Consider the following 2,753-nt stretch of genomic DNA (forward strand, 5'->3'; position numbering starts at 1 on the left):
GGTTCAGACTGATTGCGATACCAGAGCAGTAAAGTCGTTTCACCGATGGCCTGGCCGGATATCAGCAGCTTGTTCTTACTCAGGACATCCAGGGTGGCAATGCTGGGGTTGCCCATTGCAGCGCGGATAATGGTTTTCTCTTTACTGTTAAACTCGGTTTGAGCGCCCGGTTTGAGGGCAATGGTATCGTTGGCAAAGCAAGCGAAAGATAGCCAAAAAAAAGAAAGGATGCCGAGTGTTATTCTTCTCATAGATACTCCATTACTTGCCTGCTTTTACCCAGGCGCGTTCACTGCCCTGAATGACTTCAATGTAACTGGCCCGTTGTACGGGTTTTTTGGGTGTTGTTTTCTGATTGGGTTTGACTGGTTCAGGCTGCTGCTGCTCACGGGTCAGGTTCTTCAAATTGACACTGTAATCCTGCCTTGGTGGCTTAGTTTTAACCGCATGCTCGGCGCTGGCTGGCGAATATTGGGTTGAGGCGAACGTAAGGCGTTTCGCTAATAACGGATAGGTAGGCGCGGGTTTAGCTGGCTGTGGCAGGTCGTCGTGTCCGACAACGGCCAAACGCAATTCACCGGCTGATTCGGCCAGCAGAATCAACGGCGCCAGGCTTTCATGAATGGCGAGAACCACCGACTTAGCATTGTCTTCACGGCTGGTGGAGGCGGAATTGGTCAACTGATCTCCGATGGCGAGTACTTCAACCTTTTCAGCCAGACGACGGGCCAGCGGCATTGGACCGGTGGTTTTGTTTGGCTTGAGCAGGTAGATCAAATCGACTCGGTCTCCGGCCCGAATATGGCCACCCACGGTCATGACTTCGTTGGCTTTCACCGCCACGGCTCGGTAGTCTTCCGGCAGCTCATCGATGATGGCACGTGGCTCAGAGAGCATATCAACGGTTAAGTCTGTACCGGCATAGACGGCTTTTTTCAGGCGTTGACCGATAGCGACGGACAGATCTTCGACATGCTTTTTGCTGTGAAACGAAATGCGGGTCATGTCCAGATACTGGCGCTCAAGCAGCTCGCCTTCGGGCAGATCGCGATTAAAACGCCAGACAATAAACTCAGGCTCGGCAGGTTGCACCTGCACGGCGGGGGTTGCTACCGGTTGACTGTTCAAGCCCATCCAGCCAAGTATCAGTGCCGCAGCGAACAGCAGGCCGGCGACCACTTTGAGCAGATCCGGAGTGAGGTGTGGGATTCGCATAGCCAGCTCCTAGTTCAGTTTCAGTACCGCAGTGGCGGTAATGGCGTCAGGAAAAACGGATGTGTCACCGGGAAGCAAACCGTCGATGACATTGAGAGGCAAAAAGGGGGTATTGCGGTAATTATCGAGTGTGATTGACACTTCACAGCAACCACCGCCATCAATCGCGGAAACCGAAATCAGCTCGTTGCGGGCTGGCAATGTGACGCCAAACAGAACCCCTAAACTGTTGCCACTGCCGTGTGTTACGCCCTGAATCACTTGAGTCGCACTGTCGAGGATCACTGGGCTGACCAGCGTCAGAGTGTCGCTATCGCTACAACCATCTACGTTGAAGTAACAGTTTTCATCCACCTGAGACATGGCACTGCGGATGCTTTCTTTGGCCGCGTAGTCAAACAGTGTGGTCGCAAAAAAAATCATGCTGTAGTGGACAATCGCAAACAGCAGAATGATAACAATAGGCAGCAGGAAAACCGTCTCAATCGCGACGGCGCCCCGTTGTTTAAGTATTAACTTCTTTCCCTGAAAACCGGCATAGGATTGGCCCATACCGCCTCCTTATCACAACTTCAGACGATAAACGTTTGCAGACACACAGCAACAAATAGGGCGGGTACAAAAGGGGCGTGTTCCTTATCACGGTAAAATACCCACCAGTAAATGATGAAGAGCACAAAAGCAGTGATCAGCAGCCAGAGCATCTGTTCATAGCTGCTGAGCAGCGCCAATGCCAGCAGTAGTTTGATGTCTGCGCCGCCCAACCAGCCTTTGATATAACCGGGCAATGTGATCGCCATCGTCACCAGAATGGCGGCGAGTAAGGCTTTAACCGACACTGGCTCGGGCTGCACAACCAGCGCGAATACCGCAATCACAAAGACAGCCAGGCTAATAAGATTGGGCACTCGCTGGGTTTTAATATCCCAGACACTAGCAATCGACAATGCTGCAATTACAGCGAAGCTCATTGTTCACCGCTAAACTTTTTAAGTACTCGGGCTAAGTGCTGTTCTTATACTGGTGAAAATCTCTGTGATTTTATCTGTGATCGTACTATCACCTAAGGTTGCTGCAGCAATTGCAACCGCAGCAATGGCTGCAACAATGGCGTATTCGATACCGGATGCACCTTTGTCATCGCGAATAAAGGCAGACAGCTTGCACCACAGCTGAGTGGTGTAGTGATTGATTCCGTTCATTCTGATTCTCCTCATTGATACGAGATTTGGCGCGGCTGGCATGGATTATGTGTATTGATCCTGATTCCAGTTTTCATTCCGCCTTAACAATGAGATTAGGAGGTCATTGATGAGTTTCTCGTTTAAATATGTGATCTAAGTTTGGTTTTGGTTTGAAATACGGTAAAAAGTGATCCAATAAATGCTTTGTTTTTATGTGGTTATTGCAACGCTTTGTCAAGTCGGGGCGCAGAGATGTCTGGAAAGGTGCGGGGCTTCAGAACGGTTGGTGAGTGACGCTCTATAGCCCTCCGGTGCTGGAGGGCTGTTGGTTTTTTACGCTGCTCGATTCAAACG

At 50.6% G+C, this 2,753-nt stretch carries 5 protein-coding genes; all 5 read right to left on the reverse strand.

Going from position 1 to position 2,753, the window contains the following annotated elements; translation table 11 throughout:
* Positions 1–251, reverse strand: a 251-nt coding sequence (locus CAG65_RS06615; protein ID WP_202599297.1) for a pilus assembly protein N-terminal domain-containing protein, incomplete at its 3' end; no start/stop codon positions are given.
* A gap of 10 nt (positions 252–261) precedes the next feature.
* Positions 262–1,215 carry a Flp pilus assembly protein CpaB gene (cpaB, locus tag CAG65_RS06620; RefSeq protein WP_161452966.1) on the reverse strand — a complete coding sequence of 318 codons (954 nt, stop codon included), beginning with the start codon at positions 1,213–1,215 and terminating at the stop codon, positions 262–264.
* Between the two features lie 9 nt (positions 1,216–1,224).
* Positions 1,225–1,767, reverse strand: coding sequence for a TadE/TadG family type IV pilus assembly protein (locus tag CAG65_RS06625; protein WP_021706374.1), 543 nt, complete (start codon positions 1,765–1,767; stop codon positions 1,225–1,227).
* Between the two features lie 20 nt (positions 1,768–1,787).
* Positions 1,788–2,186, reverse strand: coding sequence for a prepilin peptidase (locus tag CAG65_RS06630; RefSeq protein WP_161452968.1), 399 nt, complete (start codon positions 2,184–2,186; stop codon positions 1,788–1,790).
* Between the two features lie 18 nt (positions 2,187–2,204).
* Positions 2,205–2,417: a Flp family type IVb pilin gene (locus CAG65_RS06635; protein WP_161452970.1), complete on the reverse strand. Its 213-nt coding sequence runs from the start codon at positions 2,415–2,417 to the stop codon at positions 2,205–2,207.
* Between the last annotated feature and the right edge of the window lie 336 nt (positions 2,418–2,753).

Origin of the sequence: Vibrio sp. V39_P1S14PM300 (genome assembly GCF_009904765.1) — a bacterium.
In the GTDB taxonomy this organism is placed as follows: domain Bacteria; phylum Pseudomonadota; class Gammaproteobacteria; order Enterobacterales; family Vibrionaceae; genus Vibrio; species Vibrio proteolyticus.